General features: G+C 46.5%; 19 protein-coding genes and 1 pseudogene. 10 read left to right on the top strand and 10 right to left on the bottom strand.

Annotation, left to right across the window (positions count from 1 at the left end):
* Positions 1-208 precede the first annotated feature (208 nt).
* The 3 genes from ascB to MHI42_RS29725 form a co-directional block, all read right to left on the bottom strand.
* On the bottom strand, positions 209-1,621 hold the full coding sequence (ascB, locus tag MHI42_RS29735) for a 6-phospho-beta-glucosidase (RefSeq protein WP_342421491.1): 1,413 nt from the start codon (positions 1,619-1,621) through the stop codon (positions 209-211).
* 28 nt (positions 1,622-1,649) lie between these two features.
* Entirely contained in the window at positions 1,650-3,536 is a 1,887-nt protein-coding gene (locus MHI42_RS29730; protein WP_039298794.1) for a beta-glucoside-specific PTS transporter subunit IIABC, read from the bottom strand.
* A gap of 151 nt (positions 3,537-3,687) precedes the next feature.
* On the bottom strand, positions 3,688-4,524 hold the full coding sequence (locus tag MHI42_RS29725; protein WP_039298791.1) for a PRD domain-containing protein: 837 nt from the start codon (positions 4,522-4,524) through the stop codon (positions 3,688-3,690).
* A 419-nt stretch (positions 4,525-4,943) separates the two neighbouring features.
* Here MHI42_RS29725 and MHI42_RS29720 point away from each other — a divergent pair, with 419 nt between their 5' ends.
* A complete protein-coding gene (locus tag MHI42_RS29720; protein ID WP_340985884.1) occupies positions 4,944-6,593 on the top strand; it encodes an S-layer homology domain-containing protein in 1,650 nt (549 codons plus the stop codon).
* Positions 6,594-6,716: 123 nt separating this feature from the next.
* On the opposite strand, the gene MHI42_RS29715 is transcribed toward MHI42_RS29720, so the two are convergent.
* Both MHI42_RS29715 and MHI42_RS29710 read right to left on the bottom strand, forming a co-directional pair.
* Complete coding sequence (locus tag MHI42_RS29715) at positions 6,717-7,664, bottom strand: oxidoreductase (RefSeq protein ID WP_042139085.1); 948 nt, start codon at positions 7,662-7,664, stop codon at positions 6,717-6,719.
* Between the two features lie 61 nt (positions 7,665-7,725).
* Positions 7,726-8,187 (bottom strand): MarR family transcriptional regulator, encoded by a 462-nt coding sequence (locus tag MHI42_RS29710; RefSeq protein WP_340985883.1) that lies wholly within the window; start codon positions 8,185-8,187, stop codon positions 7,726-7,728.
* Positions 8,188-8,441: 254 nt separating this feature from the next.
* Between MHI42_RS29710 and MHI42_RS29705 the strand changes: the two genes are divergently transcribed.
* Together MHI42_RS29705 and MHI42_RS29700 are read left to right on the top strand one after the other, a co-directional pair.
* Positions 8,442-9,593, top strand: a complete 1,152-nt coding sequence (locus MHI42_RS29705; RefSeq protein WP_340985882.1) for an ABC transporter permease — start codon at positions 8,442-8,444, stop codon at positions 9,591-9,593.
* Positions 9,594-9,659: 66 nt separating this feature from the next.
* Positions 9,660-10,187, top strand: a complete 528-nt coding sequence (locus tag MHI42_RS29700; RefSeq protein WP_042139285.1) for a PadR family transcriptional regulator — start codon at positions 9,660-9,662, stop codon at positions 10,185-10,187.
* A 390-nt stretch (positions 10,188-10,577) separates the two neighbouring features.
* Here MHI42_RS29700 and MHI42_RS29695 read toward each other — a convergent pair whose 3' ends face one another.
* On the bottom strand, positions 10,578-11,144 hold the full coding sequence (locus tag MHI42_RS29695; RefSeq protein WP_052422001.1) for a TetR/AcrR family transcriptional regulator: 567 nt from the start codon (positions 11,142-11,144) through the stop codon (positions 10,578-10,580).
* 114 nt (positions 11,145-11,258) lie between these two features.
* Between MHI42_RS29695 and MHI42_RS29690 the strand changes: the two genes are divergently transcribed.
* Together MHI42_RS29690 and MHI42_RS29685 are read left to right on the top strand one after the other, a co-directional pair.
* Positions 11,259-12,329 carry a TIM barrel protein gene (locus MHI42_RS29690; RefSeq protein ID WP_342421490.1) on the top strand — a complete coding sequence of 357 codons (1,071 nt, stop codon included), beginning with the start codon at positions 11,259-11,261 and terminating at the stop codon, positions 12,327-12,329.
* A gap of 491 nt (positions 12,330-12,820) precedes the next feature.
* A complete protein-coding gene (locus MHI42_RS29685; protein ID WP_342421489.1) occupies positions 12,821-13,990 on the top strand; it encodes an MFS transporter in 1,170 nt (389 codons plus the stop codon).
* Between the two features lie 63 nt (positions 13,991-14,053).
* Here the strand turns inward: MHI42_RS29685 and MHI42_RS29680 are convergent, their stop codons facing one another.
* The 4 genes from MHI42_RS29680 to MHI42_RS29665 all read right to left on the bottom strand — a co-directional run bounded on the left by MHI42_RS29680 (position 14,054) and on the right by MHI42_RS29665 (position 18,072).
* Positions 14,054-14,653, bottom strand: a complete 600-nt coding sequence (locus MHI42_RS29680) for an SDR family oxidoreductase (RefSeq protein WP_342424829.1) — start codon at positions 14,651-14,653, stop codon at positions 14,054-14,056.
* Positions 14,654-14,952: 299 nt separating this feature from the next.
* Positions 14,953-15,333, bottom strand: coding sequence for a PfkB family carbohydrate kinase (locus tag MHI42_RS29675; RefSeq protein ID WP_340985876.1), 381 nt, complete (start codon positions 15,331-15,333; stop codon positions 14,953-14,955).
* A 294-nt stretch (positions 15,334-15,627) separates the two neighbouring features.
* Positions 15,628-17,001 carry an LLM class flavin-dependent oxidoreductase gene (locus MHI42_RS29670; protein ID WP_342421488.1) on the bottom strand — a complete coding sequence of 458 codons (1,374 nt, stop codon included), beginning with the start codon at positions 16,999-17,001 and terminating at the stop codon, positions 15,628-15,630.
* A 189-nt stretch (positions 17,002-17,190) separates the two neighbouring features.
* On the bottom strand, positions 17,191-18,072 hold the full coding sequence (locus MHI42_RS29665; RefSeq protein WP_039293497.1) for a LysR family transcriptional regulator: 882 nt from the start codon (positions 18,070-18,072) through the stop codon (positions 17,191-17,193).
* A gap of 167 nt (positions 18,073-18,239) precedes the next feature.
* Between MHI42_RS29665 and MHI42_RS29660 the strand changes: the two genes are divergently transcribed.
* The 5 genes and pseudogenes from MHI42_RS29660 to MHI42_RS29640 all read left to right on the top strand — a co-directional run.
* Positions 18,240-18,926 carry a carboxymuconolactone decarboxylase family protein gene (locus tag MHI42_RS29660; RefSeq protein ID WP_340985873.1) on the top strand — a complete coding sequence of 229 codons (687 nt, stop codon included), beginning with the start codon at positions 18,240-18,242 and terminating at the stop codon, positions 18,924-18,926.
* A gap of 35 nt (positions 18,927-18,961) precedes the next feature.
* Positions 18,962-20,152, top strand: coding sequence for an amidohydrolase (locus MHI42_RS29655; protein WP_342421487.1), 1,191 nt, complete (start codon positions 18,962-18,964; stop codon positions 20,150-20,152).
* 159 nt (positions 20,153-20,311) lie between these two features.
* The gene (locus tag MHI42_RS29650) at positions 20,312-21,916 is read left to right on the top strand and encodes an ABC transporter substrate-binding protein (protein WP_342421486.1); all 1,605 of its coding nucleotides are present in this window, start codon (positions 20,312-20,314) and stop codon (positions 21,914-21,916) included.
* 82 nt (positions 21,917-21,998) lie between these two features.
* Positions 21,999-22,943: an ABC transporter permease gene (locus MHI42_RS29645; RefSeq protein ID WP_342421485.1), complete on the top strand. Its 945-nt coding sequence runs from the start codon at positions 21,999-22,001 to the stop codon at positions 22,941-22,943.
* Positions 22,944-22,968: 25 nt separating this feature from the next.
* Positions 22,969-23,844: pseudogene (locus MHI42_RS29640) on the top strand (ABC transporter permease); the annotation flags it as partial.
* Between the last annotated feature and the right edge of the window lie 42 nt (positions 23,845-23,886).

Here is a 23,886-nt window from a genome sequence, read left to right as displayed (position 1 = left end):
TTTCTCTAATCATACAAGAAAATATACTATAAGGATTTTGTAAATCAAGAGGCGTTTTTAATTTTTTTCGAGGTCATTTAAATGATTGTTCTTCATACAATGAATAGCTCTTGCCTAAAACCGAGCCTGTTGCGGGTATCATTATATATATTTCTTCTCGACAGAAAAGCCATCCTTAATGAAAGGACGGCTTTTATCTGTAAAATATTTAGTCTAAGTCAGACCCGTTAGAAGCAATTACCTTCTTGTACCAGGCAAAGCTTTTCTTCTTTATTCTTCTAAGGGTTCCTTTACCATCATTGTCTTTATCTACATAAATGTAACCATACCTCTTTTTCATTTCTCCGGTAGATGCACTGATCAAGTCAATCGGTCCCCAGCTGGTGTATCCGATTAAATCGACACCATCCTGAATAGCCTTCGAGACTTCCAAGAGATGCTCCCGCAAATAATTGATCCGATAATCATCATTAATCGTATCGTCAGCTTCTAGATTGTCTGCTGCACCCAGACCATTCTCTACAATAAATAACGGCTTCTGATAACGGTCATATAATAGATTAAGAGCAATTCTTAGACCCAGCGGATCAATCTGCCACCCCCATTGCGATGAAGGCAAATATGGATTTTTGACACCACCGAACAAATTACCCGCTGTAGTCTCTTTCCCCTCCGGATCTGCACTCACAGCACGGCTCATATAGTAACTGAAGCCAATAAAATCAACAGGGTAGCTTTTCAGAATAAGATCATCCCCGGGTTCTTTTTCAAGTACCACTTCATTCTCCTTGAAAAATTGCGCTGCATAGGATGGATAACCTCCTCTGGCCTGTACATCGCCAAACATCAGGATTTCCCTTTCACCTTGCAGGGCGGCAAAGACATCCTCCGGTACACTCGTCAACGGATATGCGGGAATATAAGCCAACATACAGCCGATTTGGGCATCAGGTATAATTTCATGACAAGCCTTTACGGCGAGTGCACTTGCTATGAACTGATGGTGTGCCGCCTGATATTGAACCTGTTTCTTATTCTCTCCTTCCCGGAGGATAATTCCACCACCTGTGAACGGATAATGGGCCAGAATATTAATTTCATTAAAAGTCATCCAATACTTGACTTTCCCTTTTAATCTCTCAAATAGAACCTTGGCATACCGTTCATAGCATTCAATGGTCTTACGGCTTCTCCAACCTCCATACTTCTTGGCCAATCCTAAAGGCATTTCATAATGAGAGATCGTAATGACAGGTTCTATATTGTATTTGAGCAACTCATCTATCAAGCCTTCATAGAAGCGGATGCCCTCTTCATTAGGAATCTCTTCATCTCCCTCTGGAAAAATACGTGTCCAGGCAACTGAAGTCCGAAAACAGCGAAAGCCCATTTCTGCGAACATTGCGATGTCTTCTTTATACCGGTGGTAAAAATCGATAGCTTCATGAGAAGGATATTCACCTTCAGGAATCTCCATGATCGGCCCTGTAATGCCACGTGGCATTACATCTGCTGTGGACAAACCTTTTCCATCCTCTAAAAAAGCGCCCTCTACCTGGTTGGCCGCTACTGCGCCGCCCCATAAGAAATTTTCTGGAAAACTGTTTGTGTTGGATTTCAAAGTGAGTCTCCTTTCTGGCCAGTTCTGCTTAGACCACAAGAGTCAGCAACTTATCTTGGGCTGTAACCGATGAGCTTGTTGTTTCAATTACATCCAAGTATTCAGCAGTATTTGAGATAATGATTGGAGTGATCGGATTGTAACCAGCTTCCCTGATCTTTTCAAGCTCAAATTCAATCAGTAGATCCCCTTTTCGCACCTGATCCCCTGCTTTAACCCGAGGGGTGAAATATTGCCCTTTTAATTGAACGGTGTTGATTCCAATATGAATCAATATTTCTGCTCCATTCTCGGACCGTAGAATTACAGCATGGCCTGATTTGAGAATGGTACCAACGGTTCCATTCACTGGAGATACGGCTTGGCCAACACTCGGAACAATAGCTATTCCTTTTCCCATAGCACCTTCTGCAAAAGCAGGATCGGGAACTTCAGTCAAGGATTTCACTTCCCCTGTTAACGGGCTGAGAAGCACCTCTTTCTTCAAGACAGATGAATGATTAGAAGAATTGGCACTTGCCTCCGGTTGAATAGCCTTCACTTCTACAGCAGGAGTTGCTTCAGTCACTGCAACAGTTTTTTTATCTTGGTACCCGAAAAGAAGCGTTAGAATCAAACCAATTCCCATAGCGGCGACAATCCCGATTAAATAGTAACCCACCGGTTCAAATGCACCGATCGAGAAAATATTCTGGAAGACAAATGCTGTAGCATAAGTATTGAAACCGCCATTAATTGCCCCGCCGACAGCTCCGGCAATAATAACATAGGGGATTGTGCGCTTGTAACGCAGCAATATACCATAAACAGTGGGCTCAGAGACCCCGGCTAACAACAGACTTAATGTAGAGGAACCAGCCAGTGATTTCAAAGTCTTTTCTTTGGATTTAAGGAAGACAGCCAGTGCCACCCCTGCCATTGCAAAGTTAGATGCTGCCCACATCGCAAGGATTGGATCGGTTCCATTCGTAAGATTTGCCAGCACGATCGGAATAATTCCCCAATGGAGCCCAAACACAACTAGGAAGAAGATTAACCCGCCAATTACAGCACCTGTTAACAGCCCGCTAACTCCCATGAGGTAATTGATAGCATCTGCGATCGCGTTTCCGAGATATACTCCAAACGGACCGAAGACTATCGCAGCAAGCGGCACAAGAATGACTAAAGACAACAACGGAACCATGAACGTCTGGAGCTCTTTATGAATGATTTTCTTTAAGTATTTCTCCACATAAGAGAAAATCCAAATGGATACGAATACCGGAAAGACCGTTGATGAATAATCCATTAAGACTACAGGAATGCCAAGAAAAGAAGAGGTGTCTCCATTCGCCAATAATCCCGTAAAGTTCGGTTCCATTAAAGCTGCACCAATAACTCCACCTACATATGGATTTGCCCCGAATTTGAACGATGCAGAAATGCCCAAGAATATAGGCAAGAAATAGAAAACGGCATTTGCTGCTGCTGCCAGAATGAGGTAGGTTCCACTATCCGCAGATAGCCATTCAAAGTTTGTGAATAAGGTTAAAAAAGCTTTAAGTATCCCCGCTCCAGCCATTGCAGGCAATAGGGGAGAAAGACTTCCAGAAATTACTGCGAAAATTCTGGACATGATCTTCTCCTTGGGTTGATCTGCATCTGCGGAAGCAGAATTTCCTGCCCCTAATTTGCTGATTTTCATAATTTCTTGATACACGTGAGCAACGTCATTTCCAATTACCACTTGGAATTGACCGCCACTTTCTACGACACTCAAAACCCCAGCTAAGCTTTTCAGCTTCTCCTTATCCGGTAGCTGATTGTCTTTGAGATTAAATCTTAACCGTGTTGCACAATGGACAAGATTGTTAACATTCTCTTCTCCGCCGATATTTTGCACGATATCTTTGGCTAATCTTTCGTATTTCATTTGTGCTCGCTCCTTTTGATCTCATTCTGGCTGGTTTTATGAAATAAAAAAGCCTGAATAGGTGATAAAGCACACTGAAAAACAGTACACTTATCACGTATCCAGGCTTTGCCCAACTAATGGTAACAACCCTGTTCTTTATTGTAATAGGTTAATCTCTGCTGGTCACACGCCTAATATGAAGCATAAAATAGACCATTTCACCTTCGGTTGTTTCAACTTGAAACTCTTCCCGTAAATAGAATCTTACCTTCTCACTACAGGCAAAAGCTTCAGGATATTTGGTAACGACTTGTTGGTAAAGTTCATCATCCTCAGAAGGAATCGATTCATGACGCATGGTGCGATAAGAAAAATATTTCAAGTGGGTCACAAAGCGGCTGTAATTTAACGAATTCTCATCCAGCTCTATCCCATAGTGAAGTGTTACTATATTAAGAATTCCTTGAACCATCTGGGTAACTAACAAGGTCTGTTCCATTTCCTGACCATCTTGCTGCCCATTCACGAAATGCATTGCGATAAATCCAGCTTCATCTACAGGCAGTTTAATTCCAGTTTCCTTTTCAATTAAATGTAATGCATGCGTTGCAGCATGAAATTCTTTCGGATAAAATTTCTGTATCTCCCATAGCAGTGCATTTTTAAGGCTCAACCCCTGTATGGTGCGCGTAATTGCGTAGCTAATATGATCTGTCAGAGCCAGGTAGATATTATTACTAAAGGTCGTGCTTAAATCCTTTGCTGCATAACGAATAATTTGATCTGTCAATTCCAGATGCTTTGGAGGAATCTCACTCAGTAATGTAGATAGCCGTTCAGATAACTCTTTGGTCTCCATCACGAAAGTCTTCTCTATTTTTAACGGATCTATATCTTCACCTGGAGTTTTCTGATAGGCTAGTCCCTTTCCAATAACAATGATCTCAGATCGATTTGGTCCTTCAACCAATGCAACATTATTATTAAATACTTTTTTTATCCTCATGAGTTCGCCCACTTTATATTTTTTTACGGACAAAAAAAGCCTAAACGAATCCATAACTAAAATTAAACTAGCATGAATTGGTTTAGGCTTTGCCTGCAATGCAGTTACAACCCTAATATAAATTGTATTTTTATTATATAAGAGGTGGAGAACGTTTTCAAGTGAAAGATAATGTAAAAATATGTTTTTTTATTTTGAAAATATTAAAAAAATAACTTGTTGACTTTTTAAAAGTTCATATATATGATTTCGTATGTAGATACGATGTGGATTGTAACCGCTTAATCGGGCAAAACCTAAATCGAATCAGACATGGATTTTTCCTATGTCGGTTCGAGTTAGGTTTTTTTCATTTTAAGCGACTTGATCCGACTCGTGTACAAATAACACAACTTTATAACTGGAGGTAGGTAGGTAGGATGCAATTGAGAAAAGGTACTGGTCTGATGTTATCGTTTGTTTTGGCGGTTGGCACCATACTGACCGGTGGACTGTCTGTGAAAGCCGAAGCGGCTTCACCTGTGCAAATTACGGCAAATACTTATATTGGCGATACGGGTAGGATGGTTGAATCATTTGATTTGCAGGTGAGCAGCGCAGGCTCATATGCCGATTTGAGAGCATCTGACTTTGTAATTACCGGCAACTTCGATGGTTATCCTGTTAACGAGAATAACGAGACTGTGCAAAACGATTATGCGGATGACGGGGTTGAACTGAGTTGGGCGGATAATATTTTATCACTTAAAGTAAAGCCATTTAAATATTCCGGGGGTCCGGTGTCAGTGTTTGCCGTGACGAATGGACGTTACCCCGAGTTGTCGTTTAATAAGGAATCCGTGACGGTAGTGAAGACACGGACATTCGATGATTTTGTCGCTGGGGAGTTTACAGGAACTAATGGAGAGAAGTTGAACTACAGACTTAAACTGACCGAATCTACAGCCCCACAACCCCTGATCGTATGGCTGCACGGCGGCGGAGAGGTCGGAACAGACAACCTCAAGCAACTCACCGAGAACAAAGGCGCCGTTGCCTGGACAGATTCTGGTTACGATACATCCGTTCTGGCCGTACAATTCCCAGAAAACTATGGGTGGAAAATCTATAACAATCCCGAAGAACTTTCGTTGATGCGTGATTACTTTGAGGTACAGGCGGAGTTAATCAAGGAGCTTATCGTTTCTGGCAAGGTAGACCCGAACCGCATTTATGTCGTAGGGGTGTCCAGCGGCGGCGGCGGTGCGCTTCGTTTCCTGACGCAGTATCCGGAGCTGTTCGCCGGCTCCATTATCGTTGCGGCGAAAGACGCCGTAGCTGATTACACCGGATCCGTAGATAAGTTTAAATCGGAACTGAAGGACCTGACGGATGTACCGGTATGGCTCGTACATGCACAAAATGACCCGATCACAGATAGCCGGACGAGTACGCTGACTTACGAGGCATTGACCGGTTTAGGCAACAACCAGGCCAAGCTAACTATTTATGATGATGCGTTTCTAGCCTCTCAACAGCTTTACGGAGATTTCAGACACTGTTCGTGGATACCCGTATTTAATGATAAGAATATGTTGGCATGGTTATTTGAGCAGAAAAAGCCAGCTGCGACATCGGTCTCTTTACTGCAGGATGCTCAAGTGACACGCGCGGAGTTGGCTGCGCTATTGGCTGACCAGCTAAAGCTAAGCGAGGTAATCGGTACAGATATTTACACGGATACCGTAAATTCGCCTGAGGATCTGGCTATTCGCCAAAATAAGACGGCCGGTATTATGAAAGGAACCGGTGCAGGCCTGTTTAACCCGGATTTGGCCGTAACGCGGGCGCAGCTTGCGATGATCGCTGATAATGTTATGCGGACTACGGGCCAAAAACAAGCTTCTTCTGTAGCAAACCCGGTAGCCTTCAAAGACGTGCCAAACGGGCATTGGGCTTCCGAAGCTATTGGGCGCTCCGTTGCGGCGGGGATTCTGAACGGTGATTCCGCCACCCAATTCGCACCGAATCGGCCCGTGACCGGGGCGGAAGCAACCAAATTTGTGGAACTGCTGACTGGTAGGATGTAACAAACCAAATACAGTCTGGATGAGCAGCGCTATTACAGAAATGATAAAGCGGCCTCCTCGGCCGCTTTTTCTGCATAATACTGCGCCGCATCCTTGGCAGAATAGTAACCGGCATGATTTTATTTAGGATATCCCCGATAATATCTTCTCGAAATCCACATTCGTCAACTGTTTGGAGATTTCCCATAATCGTATGGCAGTATTTACATCTTTTGCAGTAGCCGGTATTTTGGCAGGTGCTGGGAATCCCCTTGTTTCTTTAACTCCATCCGGTCCATAATACTGTCCGCTGACGGCCTCCGGGGAGGTTGCTGCAAAAAGCGTTGGCAAAGCCCCTTGTTCAGCCGACTGTAACATTATTGGTCCAAACAGACGAAGCGCAAGCGGCATCTTGCTTTTTTCTCTTGTTCCATTGTCAACCAAATCTGATCGAGATAAGCCCGGATGAACGGCAATGCTCATAACTCCCCACCGTTCAGCCATACTACGACGATGAAGCTCAAGTGAAAAAATCAAGTTAGCCAGTTTTGATTGACCATATACTGGCATGGGCTTATAAAGGAGTTCTGACTGCAGATCATCAAAATTAATTACAGCACTATTGGCGGCAAGGGCACAGACATTGACAACCCGAGGGTTGTGTCCTTTTCGTAAAAGCGGCATAAGATGAGCTGTCAACGCAAAATGTCCAAGGTAATTTGTGCCAAACTGCAATTCAAAGCCATCCTTTGTAACTTGTCGTTCCTGATTCATTATCACTCCGGCATTATTAATAAGGACATCCAGCCTTGGATACTTATCGCGTATCCGTTTTACGGAAGCTTCTATGGAGGCAAGATCGCCAAGATCAAGCTGTTCAAAATGTATATTTGCCGAAACAACATTTGACTGAATTTCTTTGATTGCCGCCTCCCCCTTACTTCTGTTTCGTCCTGCCAGAATAACTTCCGCACCTGCACGGACCAGAATTAAAGCGGTTATATAACCTAGCCCCCCTGTACCTGTGACAAGAATCAAGCGGCCTTTCTGGGAGGGAATATCGGAAATCGTCCAACGCTCTTTATTCTTCATGCATTCATAACCTCTTCCCCTTCTTTTGCTTATTTGAATATCTTCTCTCATTCATCCTGTCTTATTCGTTATTAAGTTTGTTTGTATACTCTATCATACGGCTAACAATCGTTATCATTTGTTTAACATCGTCTTCTCCGAGATGAGTTATGATTTTATCAAGCCTATCGTTAAACTCGTTATCCTTGTTCTTTAGAATCTCACGTCCTTTGGGGGTAAGTGTAACTACAAGGTTTCTACGATTATTCTTGTCTAAGTCTCTGTTTATATATCCTTTCTTCTCAAGTGTACCCAGCATTTGGGAAACTGCCGCTTTGGAGATTGACAGGTATCCCCGAACGTCGGGCAAACCGATGTTGTCTTCGGAATCAGTGGAATTGTCGGCGATTCCTTTCATTAGAACAAGTTCTGTCATGTTAATGTCACTCTTGTTCCCTCCCGTTTCCATTCCGAGTCCCGCTCCATGTAGCCTCTTTAATTGAAATATCGAATGCACAAATTGAGTTTTTAAGTTTTGATCCATTTTTTATTCCTTTCTTTTAACTGTCAGTTCAAGTCACTTTAAGTTAATAAGTTAACTGTTTAGTTGTTTACAGTATAGTACTTAACTCTTCTGTTTTCAATATAGGATTTTCAATTCTGCCTGCTTCCCTACACAATATGACAACCTCTTCAATATTAATATAATCCACTATTTCTCGAAACTATTGACAGCATCCATGAAAAGATATACTTTGAATAGAGTATTCTAAATAAAGTATATGGATGGTGTGAGCGATGAAATCATTTTTCAAAAACAAGGCAATTCTGAGTGGTGTTTTTATGATGATTTTTTACCAAATCATTATGATCGGAGTCTTCACTTCCGGTTATAGTGCGGTTCCGAAGAACATCGGCAATCTCTCGGTGGCAATTGTAAATGAAGATAAGCAGTACGGGATGGAATTTGCGAAGCAGCTTGAGCAGGAGCTGCCGTTTCAGGTGCAGACGGATACCGATCTAAAGACGGCTCAGCAAAAGCTTGAAGACCGGGACATTCATCTGATCATGCACATCCCTCAGGATTTTACACAGAAGCTCTCTGCTCCGGACCAGCAAGTTCAACTGGATTATTATATCAACCAATCCAATCCAGCTACCACCAACAGCACAGTACAAAATGTAGTAACGCAGATCACAGAAAAAATCAGTACCCAGCTGCAGACAAGCGGCATTGAAGGTGTACTGCAAAATATGAAGATGTCGGAGGTGCAGGCCAAGGAGATGGCCGCAGGCATTGTTAACAAAGTCCAGGCCAATGTAATAGATTCCAATCCTCAGCCAGCCGGGATGCATAATCAAATGGCTCCAATGTTTCTGACGATGTCCTCTTATGTCGGGGCTATGATATACTCCATGATGGCAATCGGTGCGTTGAACCAATTAAAGGGTAAGCTTGGAAAATGGAAAGCCTTCCTTTCGCTGCAAGGTACCAATGCTATCATTTCTCTGATCGTCCCCTTGATCGGGCTTAGCATTTATTTCGTCATACACGGATATGGAGCTGGTACGTTTGTTCATTTGTGGCTGTTGCACGCCTTCGAATTATTCGCAGCCATTCAGTTCACCAGCATTTTCTGCCTCCTCTTTGGACAGGCAGGCATGATGCTAAATCTACCGTTCTTGCTGATTCAGACCATCGCCAATGGATCGGTGGTGCCACAGGTTATGATGCCAGGATTTTATAAAGCCATTAGCCATATTTCCGTAATGTTTTATACCGTTCAGTTGGACTACAATTTGCTATTCGGCGGAGGGCGTTCTGCTGTACTGCTGTTAGGTCTTAGCCTTATCATGGTTTCAGCGCTTGCTTTGAATACTGTAATCCACCATTTCAAGCCGTACACTAAATTAAGCCCCGGTGATGCACCTCAGCCGCTCTTCATGTAAAATAGAAAGAGCCGAATGCCCTTTACGGCAGACGGCTCTTTTCATATATATTCTAGGAGGAGTCTTATGTCGCTTCAAATATTTATCCTTGGTATCCTGAGCGAGGGGGAGCATCATCCTTACGATCTGAAGAAGCAAGTTCTAAAGCCTCTCGATAATTCATTTCCGATCAACGATGGAACCCTTTATTATAATTTTGAGGTTCTTTTAAAAAAAGGACTTATTCAAAAAATCAAGGTTGAGCAGACCGACAACCGTCCCGAGAAAACGACCTATGGAATTACAGAAAAGGGCCGTGAAACACTGGTGGAAGAAATCTATTCCGCATTTCAAAACTTAACAAATTTCACTTCCCTGTACTCCTCCCTCTTTTTTCTGGATAAGGTTGACAGCAGGAAGCTTGCTTATTTGATCGAAGATGCCATTGAACGACTGAATAGAAGAAAGCTTTTGATTGAAAATGGCGATTCTGAATTATCAAACATTCCCGATTCTAAAAAATTCTCCGTCCGGCTGATTTCAGAACATGCCCATCAATCAGTCCAAAATGATATTGCTTTGCTGCACAAGCTGCTCCTAGAAGTGAAAGGATGAGCATACAGCAGAAAGCAACTCCAAACTTAGTTCAGTGAGACAAAAAATGCGCGTTACGCCCTTAAACACAAAACTAAATACTTTAGTTCTTGTCCAATTGCGTACCGCGCAAAATTGATGTCAGTTCTGCTGAACCCGCAGGCATTTATTTTCAAATCAAACACTTAGTTTGTTTTTCCTGAATTCTCTGGGTTTGCAGCCCACGAGCTTTTCGAACATCCTTGAAAAATGCTCTATATCTGAATATCCAACCATCTGGAAGATTTTTGTATATATTCAAACACCACAACTGGAGATCTGTGGGATTCATTCATGGCATGTCAACTATCCCTTGGAATATCTCGTAGATTGTCTCTTCAGAATCAGCATGGCTCTGATTATTGCAGGCGGTTATCCGTTACCAATCGTTCTTCCAGCCATTTTCAGAATTAATTTCACTTCTTCTTCCGGTGACTCTAAACAATCTGTGAGAATCCATTCTTTAAGAAGTCTTACTGTTCCATACTGGACATACGAGGCAATTGCCTTCTTTTCCTTCAAATCCAATTTTTCCGGTAAATGTTTAATGACCATTTGATCAAACTGCGGCAGTGAGATAGTGATGCGGGAGATTAGATCATAATTCTCCATATCTATTACAAGTTTTATAAATTCAAGATTGTCTTTTATGTATTGTAGTATTCCAGTCAGACATTCATCGATATTTATACCTGCTGCAAGATCTTTGATAACAGTAAATGAAGTATTTTGTATGTATGTCTCAGCGATTTCATTTAACACATCATATTGACTTCCATAGTGATTATAAAATGTAGTGCGATTAATTCCTGCAACCTGGCATAGTTCCCGTATGGATATTTTATTAATATTACGCGTCTTTAACATTTTTAATAAAGCTTCGCCAACCAAGCGTTTCGTTAGCATCACCCTCTGGTTGACATTATTTTTTTCTGACATAAGGCCTCCATTGTATTCGACATTTCCGAAGAATCTGTCGGTTGTAAAATAGACAGATGTTGATATTATTGTAAAGTACTCATGAAATAAGTCAATGAAACGGAGATGTACAAATTGAAAAAAAACAGAAAAAAGGTACTAAAAGTAATCATTGCGTGTATTAGTCTCATAATAATTCTTGTTGCCGGGTATGAAATCAAAGAAAAAATCCGCATTAATAAAATTGTCAAATCACACAAAACGGAGCAAAGCAATATTGTAAAAAGTAAGGGCCGGAATAATTCACAGCATATAACAACTGCAGTTCAACAGATTATGATAGGAACAATGAGTAATAATTATGATAATGCTTTACAAACATTACTTAATATTAAAAATGCAGGTTATGATTCTATCGAATTAAATGATTTTATGATTCACAAGTCTTCCATTCTTGTAAAACTAATGACAAAGTTCTCAGGAATGCCTATTGGCAATGGCGGCAAGCTTGATTGGCCTAAGCTGATTAAGGAAAGCGGACTGAAGGTCGTAAGCCTACATAGTAATCTGGGGAGCATTGAGAAGGATGCAAAAGCGATAGCCGTTGAAGCGAAAAAATTCGGTACAGATACAGTAGTTATTACCGGTATGTACAAATTTGATTATAGTAGTTTAGATGACGTGGAAGAACTTGTTCAAAGTCTGAACCAGGCAGGAAAAGCCCTTTCTGAAGAAGGGATACATCTTTTATATCATAATCATAATGTTGAACTGCAAAAGGTAACCCCCGATAAAACAGCTTACGACATTATTATTGAAAAAACATATCCTGCATATGTTAATTTCGAGTTTGATAGTTACTGGATGGCCGATGGCGGGGCTAATGTTCCGGCTTTGATGGAAAAACTGGGCAGCCGAATGAAATTATGGCATATCAATGACCGCGGACATACCAAATCAGGTCCCTATATGACACCCATTCTGAAAGAAAATGCTACTGAATTAGGATATGGAAATATGGATCTGGATACTCTCTCAGCAATTGCTATAAAAAACGGAGTAGAAGGTGTTATATTAGAAACTCATAAAAATTGGGTGGATAACGACCCAATCAAGAGTATCCAGGTTAGTGCAGGATACATGCAAGAAAAGTTTGGTGGCCAAGAGAACGAAGTACAGAAAGATAATGCTACCGAACCATTTTAAATTGTAATAGAGCCATTGTGGGATCACCAATCTGAAAGAACTGCGGAAACACAGTGTTGATCACCGCTGCCAGCATCATAGGCACGATGAGCAGCCCGCCACCACGTTGTTGTTCACGTTCTTAATCACCTTCATACATACTCCCCCCCTGCAAAATAAAAATGACCGAAAACGATTACAGGTTGAGTAATCGAAATCGGTCATGCCTGGTTCGCCCAGTAACAGTCCGTGTAAGGAATATAACCTTATTGTAGTCGGCCGCGCCAGAATGTCAATCATCCATTTTCATGAAACTGCTTTCTCCACGAACCCCTCTGTCTTCAGACTCGTTTGTTCTTGCTATTCAAAGCTCGCTGCTCCTAGATAAAGGCTCTTACCCTTACGAGGACATCAAAATAGTGTTATTTATTAATTGATTATTGCTATTTAAGATAGATTTATATTGTTATAATGCTATTGCAAAGTGTATACAAATTGAGGAGAGATTAGAGATGGTTACGTTATTGCTGATTATTATTTACCTGGCATTCATAGGTCTCGGATTGCCTGACGCCTTGCTTGGAAGTGCATGGTCTATTATGAAACTTGATATTGGTGCCACAACAGAAATGGCAGGTTATATATCGTTAACGGTTTCATTCTGTACGGTTGTATCCAGTTTATTTGCAAGCAGATTGTTGCATAGATTTGGCACTGGAAAGGTAACATTGTTCAGCATTCTATTAACAACGATTTCCTTATTCGGATTTTACTTCTCAAACGAGTTCTTATTCTTTATACTTCTGGCGATTCCTTTGGGATTAGGTGCTGGTTCTGTAGATGCAGCATTAAGTAACTATGTAGCGCTACATTTTAAGGCCAGGCATATGAGCTGGTTGCATTGTTTCTGGGGGATTGGAGCAATGACGGGACCTATTGTAATGTCATTTTCACTGGATAATGGAAATAACTGGCGCATGGGATACCTTACTATAGGGATAGTACTTACTATCATAGTACTAATATTATTGGGATCGCTGTCTTTATGGAAGGTTTTTGAGAACGGTAAGATAGAAGAAGGAGACGAGAAGACACTCATCAGTAACAGAGAAGCCTTACGAATCAGGGGTGTACGAATGTCCATGGTCTCCATGCTTTGTTACAATGGTTCGGAAACAGCCGCTGGTCTATGGATGGCATCCTTCTTTATTGAAAGCAAAGGAACTACTCCTGGCACAGCAGCGGCCTTTTCTTCCCTGTTTTATATTGGAATCATTATAGGACGGATTTTTTCCGGATTTCTCTCGACTAAGTTATCCAGTAAAAGGCTGATACGATACGGTGGGTTAATTGGCTGTGTCGGACTTCTAATTCTTATTTTACCGGTTCCACATTGGGTTGCTGCAGGAGCATTGCTCATTGTGGGACTAGGTGGAGCGCCAATCTATCCGAGTATTGTTCATGCCACACCGGAACGGTTTGGGGAAAAAGCTTCTTCGAGTGTAATTGGACTTGAAATGGCAAGTGCTTATACAGGTTCTACATTGATACCTTTATTAATGGGGTTTATTGCAAGCCAATTTGGTATGTTTATGGTACCCATTATCTTGCTTCTACTTTTTAGCATCATGTTTGTATCTTCAGAAATGGTTAATAGGGTTTACAAACATAAGCTTATATAAAGTATTGCACTAAAGTAGCAATCTCTTTTCCATTTCACTGTAAATGGGAACGCTGAGCTTCTCCTAGATCAAATCCTTCATTTTATCAGCAATAAGATCTGACGCTCTTCTAGGACTCAAACGATAGAGTTTATCCATTATTTTGGAATCCTTGCCCGCCAAAACTCGAATCTGGTCATTTTCAATTCCTTTCACAATAATTTTGGCAGCTTCTTTAGGCGTTAACAATCGGGAAAATTGTTCCTTACTTATCTCCTTATTATCTGCAACATCCAATCCGGAATTTATCATAATGTTTGTGCTTACTCCTCCAGGAAAAACAAGGGTTACTTTCACATTTGTATCTTTAAGTTCAGCCCGAAGAACCTCTGTCAAAAGTTTCACAGCAGCCTTGGATGCGCCATAAATGGTTTGACCGGGGACCGGAAGAAATCCTCCCATACTGGATACATTGGCAATATGCGCAACTGGTCTTTTCAACAGATAAGGAAGAAATGATTTTACCATATAAAGTGTCCCATAAAAATTGATATCCATAACTAACTTGATTTTATCGTATTCCAATTCATTGACTTTCAAAAACGGATGAATAATACCTGCATTATTTATGATTCCATCCACTTTTCCATGCTGATCAATCACTTGCTCCGGGAGCGCCCCGATAAACGGAAAAATAGTATATGAATCCTCAAATCATCCGTTTTTTAATCCTCTTTACGAGAACCAAAAACAAAAATTATTTGCGCAATTGAATTTCTATGCGAGTAAGCCATATGAATTTCCATTAATTAAGAAGTCGACATTCTTGAAAAATTCATCCTTATTAGTATTTTTAACAATCAAACATTTGAAGGTACCTCATTAATCGGCCCCTCTGTTTCCTATCCTATATCAGAGGATAGAGTGAAAGGAATAATCCATGATTCACGCGGATTTTTTTATCGTTATAAAATCCTACAATATTACAAGTCGATCCCTATTGTTCTGCACGAAAAACTGTTAAGCATAACGGGCGTCTCCTTACTCTTCGTGATCACTACCATGCTGGTAGATTCGTCCACCCGCTGGACCCCGCTTGTATTCATTCCTGCACTTTGCAATTCATTTACCAGAAACGTCCCGAGACTGTCTCTCCCCACCGCCGAAGCAACCTGCGACCGGATGCCCAGCTTCTTGACATTAATGGCAATATTGGAAGGCGACCCGCCAAAATATCTGGTATATCCGCCACCTTCTGAAGCCCCGCCGTAATCGTTGGAGATCATATCAACTAGCAGTTCGCCCACCGTTATCAGATCGTTCGCTCTATCTTCCAATGGTATGGCCTGACTGAGATTAAACACCCGTTCTCCCCCTAAAACTCCAGTATCCTTTCGTCATAATTCCATTCTATTGTTTCCGCCTAAGCAATACTTCAAAAAAAACGTGCTCTTTTTTCAATTCACAGGCACAACACGGAACGTAACAACACACATCTGGGTACGCTTAATCTTAAAAAGCCCAAACCTCTAAGGTCTGGGCCTGATATTCAAATCAAGTAACATTTATATCTGTATATAGAAATTCACGCAGAGCCGTTTGCCGTATTAAAATAACCGGACGGCCTCTCCATCATGGCTCTTGTTCAATGCTAAGCTCTATTCCTCCAGCCTACGGAAGGCTGCCCCCGGATGTGTATCCGCCAGGCGCGTGGCTCCCTTTCCGAACAGCCGCTCACGGAGCGTCGTTTCCTCGTACCGCTCACGGAATATCCCCCGCTGCTGCAGCACAGGCACAACCTGCTCGACGAAGTCGCGGTGTCCTCCGGGCAGCACGTAACGTTCTAAGTTGAAGCCGTCCACTCCCGTCTCCTCCACCCAATACTGCATTTGGTCCGCGATCTCTTCTGCTGTGCCCGCGACAGTAATTCCCCGGAATTCCTTGGCCGAAAAGTTGTCGATGACGTCCTGCACCGTAGGAATGAAGCCGCTGTGCTTCGTGTATCTTTCCGTATGGGTACGGCCTTGCTCTGTCTGCAAATTGGTGAACGGCGCATCAGGGTCAAGGGCTGTAAGGTCGATGCCCGTCGAGGTCTCATAGGTGAGCAGTGCCGCTTCCTTGCTGGCATAACTCCGGTAGGATTCCAGCTTCCGCTGCGCTTCCTCCTTCGTCCGTCCGACGACGGCGGACAAGCCGGTGAAGATCTTGATCTGCTCCGGACCTCTCCCATAGGCTGCCGCCCGCCGGCGGATATCCTGCACTTGTGCGCGCAGTGCCTCGGCGGTAGGGGCTTTGAGGAAGACGCCTTCCGCATGTTTGGCTGCGAAATCGCGTCCACGGTCCGAGCTGCCCGCCTGGAAGAGAACCGGTGTCCGCTGAACCGACGGTTCGCTTGAGTGGGCTGCGGTCATCTGGAAGTAACGCCCTTCATGCTTGACGATATGCACCTTGGAAGAATCGGCATAGCGGCGGCTGAGCTTGTCACCGGTGACAGCATCCTCTTCCCAGCTGCCCTCCAGCAGCTTGTAGCTGACTTCCATGAACTCCTCCGCCTGCTCATAGCGCTCATCATGCGGCAGAATACCGCTTCGGCCGAAGGCCTCCGCCCCGCTGATCCCTCCCGTGGCAACCACGTTCCAGCCGATCCGGCCATTGGTGAGATGATCCAGTGTCGAGAACCGGCGGGCGTTCGGGAAAGGCAGCTCATAGACGGGAGATGCCGTAGTCACGAAGGCCAGATGTTTAGTCGCCGCTGCCAGCGCGGGGATCAGGAGCATCGGGTCGTTGGCTGGCGCATACACCGCCTCCCGGTAGGTGAGCTCCCTCTTATGATTGGGATAGCCGTACGAATCGGCAAAGAACATGAAGTCGAACAACCCCCGCTCCAGCAGCTGGGCCAGCTCAATCCAGAAATTCAGCTCCTTATACCGGTAGGACTGATTATCCGGATGTGCCCACAAGCCCTGAGTCATCTGATTCAGCGTGTTGATATCGAAGATGCCTAAATGGATTTTTTTCACCTGAGAACTCATTCCTTCCTGCTCTATGATCCGTTTGTTAATAGAATATGAATATCTATAAGTACAGAGGATATCCGATGCCAAGGCGATTGTACAATAGAAAGAAGTGAATCCGGCAATTAGAAATAGTAAAGTCCGCCCCTTTTCGCAGAAAAGCCCCGGGCGAATGCAATGATTGCACCCGCCCGGGGCAAAGCTGTTTCAGGCATACATCCGTTTGATCTCCTCCACCAGCCCTTGGCTGATCCGGCTCATGGAAGCCTGATTACGGCGGGTCAGAATTCCAAGAGACGGCCCCTCCATCAGATCGGCTACATCCTTCACCACTGTACCCGGGATGGGCGGCATTACCGCCACTTCCGGCGCAAGCGCAATACCCAGCTTCGATTGGACGAAGTATTTGATCACGGTAATGCCCGCTACTTCTATACTGCTCTGGCGCAGCTTGCCTATATGCTTGGTAATCATCTCTTCAATCCGGATGCGGAAGGCGCAGGAGCCGGGGGTGAACAGGAATTTCTCATCCTTCAGGTCTTTAAGATGAAGGTCCTCCCGCCCGGCCAGCGGATGATCATCAGGTACGATCAGCTTGAAGGTCTCCTTGAGCAGCGGGTAGAACTCCAGCTCCAGGTGCGGATCGGGCTGGTTGCACAAGACCAGGTCAAGCCTGTCCTCCAGCAGCATGCCGGCAAGCTCTTTCGTTGTACCGATCGTCACCTTGGTCTGCACCTTCGTCTTCTGCCGGGTGAAGGATGCCAGGATGTCAGGCAGGCGTTTGCTGGCCGACGGCTCAGAAGCGCCGACACGGATAAGGCCGGTCTCCCCCTGAATGAAATCTACCAGCGCGACGTTCAGATCATCGTATTCCTGCAGCAGCGACCCTGCTCTCTCATGGAACAGGCGGCCCGCCGTCGTCAGTGTAATGGTCTTGCCCCGCTCAAACAGCTTGACACCAAGCTCTTCCTCCAGTTTTTTGATCTGAATCGTAATGGTGGGCTGTGAGTACTGCAGCGCCTCCGCCGCCCGTTGAAAATTGCCAAGCTTCACGATGGTTTGAAAGGTTTTGATAAGTCGAATTTCCAAGCGCGTCACACCTCCCAATCACAACGATTTACTATTTATAAACCGAAGCTTTATATATTTCAATTATACAACTCGTTTCTTTTCCCCTATTATAGCAGACAAGCCGTTAAATAATCCAAGCGGATTACAATGAATTAAAAAATATCATAAAAAGTGAGGCCTCTATTATGAATAACCCAAGCAGCTCAGTTCCGGAAAGCAACAATAGCCTGTACACCCGCCACACCCCAAGTTTCTCCGCCAAGCTGTTCGCATACTCTCCCGAAGGCTTCAAGGCATTCGGTGAATTCAACAAGCAGGCTCTGGCAGCCGGAGTGCTGAGTGTGAAGACTAAGGAGCTGATTGCAGTTGCCGTATCACATATCACCGGATGCCCTTACTGCATCGAAGCCCACATCGGCAAGTCCAAGTCCGAGCAAACCACCTTCGAGGAAATCTTCGAATCGGTGACTGTTGCCGCTGCCGTCAAAGCCCACTCCGCCTTCTTCAACGCTTCGAACGCGCTGAAGGCGTTCCAAGGCAGCACGGATGCCGATCTCTTCCCGCTCTCCAATATTGAACTGGCTGACAAGCTTGAGGACGTGAACGGGGACCTTTACAACGGGTTCCACGAATTCCTGCAGATTTCACTGCGCGGCGGAAGTATCCCGGAGAAAGAGAAGCTGCTGATTGCGGTCGGAGCCGCGCTCGTCGAGGGCAGCGCGTATTCCATCGAAATCTTCACCCGCCGCGCCAAGGAGGCGGGCATTACCCTGGAAGAGCTGGCCGAGACAACCCTTGTGGCCACGGTGCTCAAAGCCGGTTCCGCAATGGCCCACCGCGTAAACGCACTGCAGGCCTATGAGAGAGAATAGGCAGTATACGCATCAGACAGAGAGGGGTGGTTCCTATGACAGGGCAAACGAATAACCGGGAAGAATGGCCGGAGGGTCTGGCGGAGCAGCTCGTTGCGTGGCGGCGGCATCTCCACCGCCATCCCGAGCTCTCCTTCCAGGAGGAGAACACCGCCCGCTTCGTTACTGACACACTGACAGGCTTCGGCGGCCTTGAGCTCAGCCACCCGACGCCGACCAGCGTCGTCGCACGGCTGACCGGCGCCAAGCCGGGCAAGATTCTTGCTCTGCGTGCAGATATGGATGCCCTGCCGATTCTGGAGGAGAACGAATTCGAGTTCGCTTCGGGCAAACCGGGCGTCATGCACGCATGTGGCCATGATGGCCATACAGCCATGCTGCTGGCTGCGGCCCGGCTGCTTACAGAGCGGCGGGACAAGCTGCACGGCGAAATCCGCTTCATCTTCCAGCATGCCGAGGAGCTGCCGCCGGGCGGTGCCATTGAGCTGGTCGGGGCGGGGGTGATGGACGGCGTGGATTGGGTCTTCGGCGAACACCTGGCCTCCCAGCTGCCGGTCGGGCAGATTGGCATAGCCTACGGCGATATGGCCGCTTCACCGGACAATTTCACCATTGTCATCAAAGGCTACGGCGGCCATGCCGGCTTCCCCCACCGGGCTGTCGACACCATCGCGGTCGGCGCCCAGATCGTGGCGAACGTGCAGCATATTGTCTCCCGCTACACGAATCCCCTGGACCGGTTAGTTGTCTCTGTGACTCAGTTCACTGCCGGGGCATCTCACAATGTCATACCGGACACGGCCATTCTCAAAGGCACGGTCCGCAGCTTTGGAGAGCAGGTCCGCCGGGATGCGCGTGAACAATTACTGCGCATTGTGCAGGGCATTACGGCGGCGCATGGCGCTGAGTTCGAATTCGATTACGTCCTCGGCTATGAGCCTGTCGTTAATGATGAAGCGCTCACCAGGATCCTTGAAGAAGCTGCAGGTGAGCTGGTCGGCCAGAATGCCGTCATCCATACACCTCCAGGCATGAGCGGTGAGGATTTCTCCGCCTATCAGCAGAAGGTACCCGGCACGTTCGTCAACATCGGGGCCGGCAATCCGGATAAAGGCATTGTATACCCCCATCACCATCCGAAATTCACTTTCGATGAATCCGCACTGGAAACCGGTGTCCGGTTGTTCGTACGGGCGGCGGACAAGCTGCTGGACTGGGATTCCTAGCCGTAATCCCCTCAGACTTTAGTTTTATTGATCGCATCCATTAAAAGGATTCAATATACATCTTTAATAAAATCATATATATTTAATTTTAATATATTAAATCCGATTATACTAATTGGATTAATAAAGTTTAGATAAAAGACTAAGGGGAGAAACCAGATGAATAAGCTATACCGCCATTCCATTCTAGTACTGCTGCTTGTCTCGCTGCTCGCCGTATATGGCTGCTCTTCGGGCAACGGCAATAACAATGCAGCCTCAGGCGCTGATGCCAACGCTCCCGGAACGGCTGAGCCGGCCCCGGAGAACCTGGCGTCAGAGCTGCGCTTCCCGCTCGCCCAGCAGGTGCCGACGCTGGACCCGCACTTGTCGCTTAATACCAATGTGTATGTAACGCTGAATATTTTTGAAGGGCTGTTTGCCTTCGATGCCAACTTCAACCCGGTTCCGATGCTGGCCGAATCCTACGATCTGAGCGAGGACGGCAAGACGTATACCTTCCATCTGCGTCAGGGTGTCAAGTTCCACAACGGCAAAGAGCTGAAGGCAGAGGATGTCACCGCTTCCCTCAACCGCTGGAAGTCACTGACCGGCCGTGCGCAAGCTTCGCTGGGAGAATCTGAGTTTACGATACAAGATGATTACACCGTCGAGCTTGCGCTGAGCGAGCCCCGCAACGACATTATCTCTCAATTAAGCCATGTGCTTAACAATGCCGCGATCTTGCCTAAGGAAGTCGTAGAGGCAGCCGGACCGGACGGCGTGAAGGAATACATCGGTACCGGCCCGTTCAAGCTCGTTGAATGGAAGCAGGACCAGTACGTACATGTTGCGAAGTTCGATGACTATCAATCCGTCGACACCCCTGCTTCCGGGCTCTCCGGCAAGAAGGAAGCCTATCTCCAGGATATCTATTTTGATATCGTCACAGACAGCGCGACACGCTTCTCTTCGTTCCTCGCGGGCACTTACGATTACGTTGATGTTACCCTGGACAATCTGCCGCAGGTTGAAGGCCTTGCAGGTGTGACGGTGAACAAGAACCTCGGATCGGATATCAACCTGGTGTTCAATAAGAAGTCTCCGCTGTTCTCGAACATCAAATACCGCGAAGCGGTAGCCGCCGTGCTGGACGCCGACGAGATTCTGCTTGGAACAGTGAATTCTCCGGACTTGTACCGCCTTAACCCTAGCTACATGTATCCGGAGAATACGACCTGGTACAGCGAAGCCGGCAAGGAGAACTATAATCAGAAGAATCCGGATAAGGCGAAGCAGCTGCTTCAAGAAGCCGGCTACAGCGGCCAGGAAGTAACCCTGCTTACGACCAAAGAGCTTGGCGGCTCCTTCTATAACGCAACAATCGTCCTCCAGAAGGAACTGGAAGCCATCGGTGTGAAGACCAAGCTGGATATCAACGACTTCGCAACCCTGCTGAAAAAACGCGCTGACCCGAACGCCTGGGACATCTATGTTGGACTGTTCACCATGCCGTCCACCCCTTCCCAGCTGCTCTACCTGAATCCGACCTACGGCTTCGCTGAAGATGCTAAGCTCGCTGAGCTGACCAAGCAGCTGACCGCAGCCTCCACACCGGAGGAGATCAAGACAGCCAACGATGCGCTGCAGCAGTACGAGTGGGAATATCTCGCCGCCGTCAAGATCGGTGATACCTACTCCCAGAGCGCAACACGTGACAAGCTGACAGGATTGACCACGCTGGCCGGTTATCCAAACCTGGCCAATACGAAACTGTCCCAATAAAGCAAACAGGAGCCGCATGAATCCCCCAGGGATTGCATGCGGCCCTTGTCCTTCAATACCCGCCTGGAAGGAGGCGCCATTCTTGGCATTTTACATCACAAGACGGCTGCTGGCCATGATTCCTGTACTCTTCGTCCTGTCCGTGATCGTCTTCCTCATCATCTATCTGATTCCCGGTGATCCGGCTGCCGTCATGCTTGGCGATGGAGCCAGCCCGGAAACGATTGAGGCACTGCGGGAGCAAACGGGTCTGAACCTGCCTCTTCTCCCGCAATATCTGCGGTGGATCGGACATACGCTGCAAGGCGAGCTTGGTGACTCCTTCTTCATGAGGCAGCCGGTCCGCACAGCGCTGGCCGAGCATCTGGGTCCGACCTTCTCGCTTGCATTGCTGGCAGAGCTTATCGCCATCGTCATCGCGGTTCCCCTCGGTGTTCGTGCGGCCTCCAGAAGAGGAGGGCTTACGGACAAGGCGTTGACAGGATTTTCGCTGTTTGGGATCACGGTTCCCGGGTTCGTACTCAGCATGTTCACGGTGCTGCTTTTTTCCGTACAGCTTAAGTGGCTTCCCGTGTCCGGTTACAAGCCGCTCTCTGACGGCCTGATAACACACCTGAAGTATCTGATCCTCCCGGCCCTCTCGCTCGGCATTGTCCAGGCCGCCTTGCTGGCAAGAGTTACCCGCTCCTCGATGCTTGAAGTGCTGAACGAAGGCTTCGTCAAGACGGCGCTTGCCAAAGGCGTCAGCGAGCAGGGCATTGTATACCGTCACGTCCTGCGCAACGCGCTGCTGCCGATTCTGACGGTGATTGGCGGATCATTTGGTGCTCTGCTTGCCGGAGCAGCCGTCATTGAATCCATTTTTAATATCCCCGGTATGGGACAATTGCTTGTCAACTCGGTACAGCGAAGGGATTACGCGGTTATCCAAGGGGTTATCCTGTTCGTCGCCTTCGCTTATGTAATGGTCAATCTCGTCGTGGATCTGCTCTGCACGATCGTCGATCCGAGAGTCAGACTCAAATAACGGAGGGAAAGGAGAACTATTGCTAATGCCCCTATTGGAGATAAAGGCGGATGAATTGGCTGCCCGCAGGCTCCGCCTGAAGCGGGAGAACCGCAAACTGTTCGTGCGGAGATTCTTGGTCAACAAGGCCGCTGTTACCGGCAGTGTGCTCATTGCACTGGTCGCTGCCGTTTCGCTGTTCGCGCCCTGGATCGCAAGCCGCGATCCCTACGCCATCGACGTCGTCAACCGTCTTAAGGCTCCAAGCGCCATATATCCGTTCGGTACGGACAACTTTGGCCGCGACCTGCTGACGCGGGTCGTATACGGAACGCGGATGTCGGCCGAAGTCGGCTTCGCGGTCGCGCTTGGCTCGTCGGCAATCGGTCTCGTTATTGGCCTGTACGCCGGCTATTTCAAATGGCTGGATCAGATTCTGATGCGCGTGATGGATGGTCTATTCGCTTTTCCGGCCGTGCTGCTGGCGATAGCAATGATGGCCGCGCTAGGGCCGAGCGTCGGCAATCTGATCCTCTGCCTGATCATCGTCTTCGTCCCTTCCATTGCCCGGATCGTCCGTTCCTCGGTGCTGACTGCCAAGGAGACGACCTATATTGAAGCCATGCATACCTTGGGCGCGTCACACAACCGGATAATCTGGAAGCATATTCTGCCCGGCTCCCTGTCCACGCTTATTGTTCAAGGCTCCTTCATCTTTGCCGAGGCAATTATCGTGGAGGCGGCGCTCAGCTTCCTTGGTGCAGGCATTCCTGCTCCGACGCCAAGTCTCGGGAACCTGCTGTCGGACGGCAAGCTGTATATTTACAACTCGTCATGGATGACCCTCTTTCCCGGCCTTGCCCTTGTCCTCGTCGTGCTCGCGATGAACCTGTTCGGCGACGGGCTGCGGGATCTGCTCGATCCCCATGCCCGCCGTTCGTTGACCAAACGCTTGGTTCAACCG

Origin of the sequence: Paenibacillus sp. FSL E2-0178 (assembly GCF_038593005.1) — a bacterium.
Lineage (GTDB): Bacteria > Bacillota > Bacilli > Paenibacillales > Paenibacillaceae > Paenibacillus_AQ > Paenibacillus_AQ phytohabitans.
This window is presented reverse-complemented; position numbering and strand designations above follow the sequence as displayed.